This window comes from Brevundimonas sp. (genome assembly GCF_018608325.1).
Taxonomy (GTDB): domain Bacteria; phylum Pseudomonadota; class Alphaproteobacteria; order Caulobacterales; family Caulobacteraceae; genus Brevundimonas.
In genome coordinates, this window is record NZ_JABAZW010000033.1 from 1 (window position 1) to 5,447 (window position 5,447).

At 62.4% G+C, this 5,447-nt stretch carries 6 protein-coding genes; all 6 read left to right on the forward strand.

The window, feature by feature from the left end; all coding sequences use genetic code 11:
* The coding region (gene dcm, locus QZ281_RS03305; protein WP_292224705.1) for a DNA (cytosine-5-)-methyltransferase at positions 1-1,362 on the forward strand (1,362 nt) is incomplete at its 5' end.
* Positions 1,359-2,966 carry a DUF3850 domain-containing protein gene (locus tag QZ281_RS03310; protein ID WP_292224708.1) on the forward strand — a complete coding sequence of 536 codons (1,608 nt, stop codon included), beginning with the start codon at positions 1,359-1,361 and terminating at the stop codon, positions 2,964-2,966. The genes dcm and QZ281_RS03310, both read left to right, overlap by 4 nt.
* Before the next feature lie 344 nt (positions 2,967-3,310).
* Positions 3,311-3,913 (forward strand): hypothetical protein, encoded by a 603-nt coding sequence (locus QZ281_RS03315; protein ID WP_292224709.1) that lies wholly within the window; start codon positions 3,311-3,313, stop codon positions 3,911-3,913.
* A gap of 69 nt (positions 3,914-3,982) precedes the next feature.
* Positions 3,983-4,363 (forward strand): hypothetical protein, encoded by a 381-nt coding sequence (locus QZ281_RS03320; RefSeq protein ID WP_292224711.1) that lies wholly within the window; start codon positions 3,983-3,985, stop codon positions 4,361-4,363.
* 1 nt (position 4,364) lies between these two features.
* Entirely contained in the window at positions 4,365-4,847 is a 483-nt protein-coding gene (locus QZ281_RS03325) for a hypothetical protein (RefSeq protein WP_292224713.1), read from the forward strand.
* A complete protein-coding gene (locus QZ281_RS03330) occupies positions 4,844-5,263 on the forward strand; it encodes a thermonuclease family protein (RefSeq protein ID WP_292224715.1) in 420 nt (139 codons plus the stop codon). The genes QZ281_RS03325 and QZ281_RS03330 overlap by 4 nt, the downstream gene beginning before the upstream one ends.
* The last annotated feature ends 184 nt before the right edge of the window (positions 5,264-5,447 follow it).

Genomic DNA, 5,447 nt, shown 5'->3' on the forward strand with positions numbered 1-5,447 from the left:
TGGCATCCGCTGGGCTGGCGGGCCGCCTTCCTGTCCGAAATCGAGGCGTTCCCGCGCGCTATCCTTCAACACCACTATCCAGAGGTGCCGTTGCATGGCGACTTCACGACGATCCGCGCCGATGAATATGAGCCAATCGACCTTCTGGTCGGAGGAACACCTTGCCAGTCTTTCAGCGTCGCCGGCCTGCGAGGCGGACTGGATGACGACCGCGGCAACCTGGCCCTCGAATATCTTAGGCTGGCTGACCGACTGCGGCCCCGATGGCTGGTTTGGGAGAACGTCCCCGGCGTCCTGTCATCGAACGGCGGACGGGACTTTGGAGCCATTCTCGGGGGCATGGTCGAACTCGGGTATGGGTTCGCCTACCGAGTGCTTGACGCTCAGTTCTTCGGGGTGGCCCAGCGACGCCGCCGTGTGTTCGTTGTCGGATACGCTGGAGACTGGCGACGTGCCGCAGCAGTTCTATTTGAGCGCCACAGCCTGTCGGGGCATCCTGCGCCGCGCCGCGAAGCGCGGAAAGATCTTGCCCCCACCATTAGCGCTCGCCCTACAGGCGGCGGCGGGCTTGGAACCGACTTCGACCTAGATGGAGGAGTGATCGCACGACGTTGGCCTGCCGATGTATCGCCAACATTAAACGCCGCATTCGGATCGAAGCTCGGACTTGAGAACCAACACATCGACAGTGGCGCGGGCATGTTCGTCACTCACGCCATTCAGGCTGGAGCGCTAAGGGAAAACCCGACGAGCGGCCCTGACGGTGTCGGCGTTCAGGAAGGTGTGTCCTACACGCTGGAGGCCCGTGCCGAGGTGCAGGCTGTTGCGTACAGGGTGGCTGGTGACGGCGCTGCCTATCGCGAAGGGGATGCCACGGCGCCCCTCACGACCGGCACGGATAGTTCAGCCTCGATCGTCACGTTCGGCACCACCCAGATAACCAGCACGGCAAACTACAGCAGCCCCAAATCTGGAGATCCTTGCCACCCTCTTGCGGCGGGAGCTCATGCGCCAGCTGTCGCCTTTTCCATCATGCCGATGAACAGCGGCAAGGACTTCAAGGGGCGGGAAACTGATGTGGCCCAGCCTGTCATGGCTGCCGGGCCTGCGGGTGGAAACCAGGGCGGCGATTACATTGTTCAGTCCGCCGTCCGCCGTCTGACGCCCCGCGAGTGCGAGCGGCTGCAGGGCTTCCCCGACGACTATACGCTCATCCCTTATCGCAAGGGGATGGCCGCTGACGGCCCTCGCTACAAAACCCTCGGCAACTCCATGGCCGTCCCCGTCATGCGCTGGATTGGCGAGCGCATCGCCCAGGTCGATGCCATCCCTCACACTCGGAATGAAAAGGTCGCAGCATGACCACCCAACCCCCTGTCGCCCCTCTGTATATCTCCATGACTCCCACTGAAACGCGCCTGGTGCCGACGCTGCCGCTGCACTTTGAAAGTGCCCGTATCGCCGGAAGCCTCCGCTCTGAAGCGGAACGGATCGGGAAGGGCGTTCCGTCTGATGAGCCCGGCTTTCACAAAGACCTGCGGACTGCCGCCGAAATCATCGACATGGCGGAGCAGGCGCAGGCATTCAATCATCAGATGACCGCCATGCTGTCCGCCCTCCCACCCCGCGAGGAAGCTCCATCGTCGTGCGTTCATGGACTTTATAGCGCGGGCTCTTGCTCTGACTGTTCCGTCAATGGCGATTTTGCGCTCTCTACCACCCTCCGCGCCCAGCCGCAGCCGGAACAGGGCGAGGCGAGCGGAGAGGCGCGTGGCGCTGTCTGTCGTGCTGAGGATGCCCCTGTCTGGGCGAATGGCATCGTCACTGACGGCGAGCGGGTTGCGATGGCCCAGAAGGCCGAGGCCGACTACGGCGGAACATATTGGGCCACCGATGACGGCGGCGATGGCTCCCTTGATTGGAAACCCACGCACTTCATTGATTTTGAGGCCCTGATCCGCCCCGCCCCTCTAGCCGGGGAGGGTAAGTACCAGCCGCGCGTTCATCAGTGGCTGCTCGACTGCTTCGGCTGGGAGATCGCCGGAGATCGCCAAGAACGGGGCGACCGCTTGTTGGAAGAGGTTCTGGAGTTGCTGCAATCGGGCGGTTACGACCCGGCGCGCGTCGCGGCTCTGCGTGACTACGTGTGGGGCCGTCCCGTAGGCGAACCGGCGCAAGAAGTTGGCGGCGTCATGGTCACGCTCGCGGCCTACTGTGTCGCGCACGACCTCGACATGATGGGCGCGGGCGAAACGGAGCTGGCTCGCATCGTCCAGCCTGAGATCGTGGAGAAGATCAGAACCAAGCAGGCCGCCAAGCCTACCGGCTCAGCGCTACCTATCGAAGTCACCACCCCCGCCCGATCCGAGGCCCTGGACGAAGGGGCGGCGGGGGAGCGAGAGCCAATCACCCACGACGTGAAATGCTGGCCTGGGCCGTTTGATGCTCGTGCCGCTGGCTTGAAGCCGTGGGAGTTGCGCGCGAACGACCGCGACTATCGTGTGGGCGATATCCTGCGCCAGCGCCGGTTCGACCCAGAACGCCAAGAGTTCACCGGCGAGGTGGATGAACGGCCGATCACTTGGGCGCTATACGGCCCTGCGTTCGGACTTCCTGCCGGTCAGGTGATCATGACGCTCGGTGACGAAGCCCACCCATCCCCGACACCCGCCACATTGGACGAAGGGGCGGCGGGGGAGCCTGTGGCGTGGCGAGGGCGAGACTTGGACGCGTTTGGCGACGGAGCATGGGCAGTGTGCACCTTCAAGCCGTCGTGCGATGTGGTCGAACCCCTCTACACCCACCCATCCCCGACACCCGCCGCCGATGACGACGGGTTGAGGGTGGCATTCGAGGCGGGCATTGATGTTGGTTATCGTGACATCACCGGACGAGACGCCCCGCAGGCCTTCAAGGACAAGGAGTGGCCCAAAGCCCTCGCCGCCCTGAAAGCGGAGGTGAAGTAGATGGCTGAACCGTCTCACACCACTTGCTACGACAAGCGCGGCATCCCGATTGAACGCGGCGACATTGTGAAGGTGTTTCATTTCGTCGGAGCGCGTCGCAAGCGGCACTACATGTACAAGCAGTGCTTGGGCTTGGGCCGATATCCTCAATCGCCAGAGGGGTGGAGTGGCGTTTTCTTCTCGCACCTTAACTTTCGTGAGATCGGAGACCGAAGAGACGGCCCATATCACCAAGCCCCAGGTGAAGCGCTGACGCACTATGAAATCGTCCAGTCGATCAAAGGCGATCACGAAGACCGGCCACGATTCACCCCTGCTTCCGAGGCCCCCCAATGACCCAGCCCATGACCCCGCGCGAGAAGGTGGCGCTGAAGCCGTCGTTCGGCGACGTAATTGAGAACGAATGGGCTTCTGATGCCAACCCAACACGGACCGGCTTCTTCGTGCGTGAATTCACTCGGACGGGCCGACTCAACCCCGGCGTGACATGGGAGATCACAGACGGCAAAGGCAAGTTCTGGGAGTTCAAGCCGAAGGACATTTCTGAGGGCGGCCGCTTGAAAGTCACCAGTCGCACCGCCCTCGCATCCGGCTCCGGCGATCATGCTGAACTGGCGAGGAACCTTCGCGCATTTGAGGGTAGCGATGACCTTGGAAATGGCGACTTCACGGTCTGCGAGTTCGGTGCTGACTCTCTGGAAGCCCTCATCGCAGAGAACGCGGCGCTGCGGGGTGCAGATGAACGAACCGGAGAGCTGCTGGCCGAGTCGAACCTTCGCGAATCCCGCGCCACCGTCCGAGCCACCGAAGCAGAGCGCAAGCTGGCTGAGGCGAGGGGGCTGTTGGAGCGTACTGATCCGTTCACGTCATCCCTAGCCGTTGGAGCCGCTGAGTTGCGACAGGCTATCCGCACCTTCCTTTCAAGCACGGAGGCCGAACGTGGGTGAAATTATTATTGCAATAGCACTTTGGATTGGCCTCCGTGACGTGGCTCGTGCCGTACGGGAGAAATCACAATGACCGACCCTATGGAACTGGTTGAGCGGGCAGGAGCGTCTCTCCGCGATGAGAACTTCACGGCCAGTGACGCCTCTTTTTTGATCGAAGACTTAGCCGCCTGCATCCGCGATCTGGTGGAGTGGAGGCCGATTGAAACCGCGCCGAAGGATGGGACGGTGATTCACGTCTTTTCGCCTGGGTTCGATTGGCCTGAGGCCGTGATGTGGGAGTTCTACCCGCCTGAGGTGGTGATAGACGTAGGTGCAGACGGGTATTGGACCTATGCTGAGGGGCTGATGGCCCACGTCATGGAAAGTTGCGAACCAGAGACGTGGACGCTCTGGAAGCCCATCGCACTCCCAACCCCTCCCTCCAAAGCTGACAGGGGAGGGGCGTAGGATGGCTGACCGTATCCTCTTCGACCCGAGCGAATCCGACATCAAGGATATGCAGCAAACCGCTTCGGTGATCTCTCTCGCGGACGTGCGCTTGTCACGTGGCTGGGCGAAGCCAAGCAAGGTATGCGGCCATAAGAACCTCGTCTATTCGGACAGAGATCGCCGCATCGAGTGCAAAGACTGTGATCAGCCGGTCGAGGCGTTTGACGCCTTCATGACCCTCTGCCGTCACTTCACCGATATGGAGCGGGCCTCACGCAGCCGAGAGGGCAAGACCCGCGAGGCGTTGGCGTCGGTGATCATCCGCCGAGCTGCGAAGGCGCTCGATAAGGCATGGGGACGCAAGATGGCCCCATGCTGTCCACATTGCCAAGGCGGCTTGCTGCCGGAGGATTTCGAAACTGGAGGCGGGCAAATCGGAGCAGACCTTGAGCGCGCACGTCGAGCCAGAGCCCGCGCCAACTCCGACAGGAGGGAGGCATGATCTCCACCGTTCTGATCTGCACCGCCCTTCTGATGTCCGATGGTGATTCAGGAAGGTGCGTGACCGCTGACGGCGAGCGCCACCGCGTGCGGCTGGCAGGGATCGATGCCGGGGAGGTCGCGCCGCATACCCGCTGCCGCCAACGGCCCGATGTCTGGGCCTGCTCGCCGGTTGCCCGCGGCTCGGCAGATCGAGCCAGCCATCGCGCCCGTCGTCTCGCCGCCAATGGCGCCAGATGCACCGTGACCTCAACCGATCGATACCGTCGCAACGTCGCTGTCTGCACCGTCAACGGTCGAGACCTGGGCGGAACCCTCGTGCGCGAAGGGCTCGCTATATCAGAGACAAATTTCGGCGATCCGTACAGACGTGAAGAGGATCAGGCCCGAGCAGCGAGAAGGGGTGTTTGGGAATGAGCGCGGCGAACGATAATGGCTTCAAACTTGCCTACTCTCCAGCCGAAGCGGCGCAGGCGACCGGCTTGGGTCAAACGACCATTTTCGCCTTGATGAAAAGCGGTCGCTTGAAGCGAGTTAAGATCGGCCGTGACGTGCCCCTGAGAATTTCCTCCACGCGGAGCTAGAGTCCGGCCCTTGAAAG

Bases quoted from the DNA above. Each gene is read 5' to 3' on its own strand.
- QZ281_RS03310 (WP_292224708.1), top strand. From the start codon at position 1,359: ATGACCACCCAACCCCCTGTCGCCCCTCTGTATATCTCCATGACTCCC.
- QZ281_RS03315 (WP_292224709.1), top strand. From the start codon at position 3,311: ATGACCCCGCGCGAGAAGGTGGCGCTGAAGCCGTCGTTCGGCGACGTA.
- QZ281_RS03320 (WP_292224711.1), top strand. From the start codon at position 3,983: ATGACCGACCCTATGGAACTGGTTGAGCGGGCAGGAGCGTCTCTCCGC.
- QZ281_RS03325 (WP_292224713.1), top strand. From the start codon at position 4,365: ATGGCTGACCGTATCCTCTTCGACCCGAGCGAATCCGACATCAAGGAT.
- QZ281_RS03330 (WP_292224715.1), top strand. From the start codon at position 4,844: ATGATCTCCACCGTTCTGATCTGCACCGCCCTTCTGATGTCCGATGGT.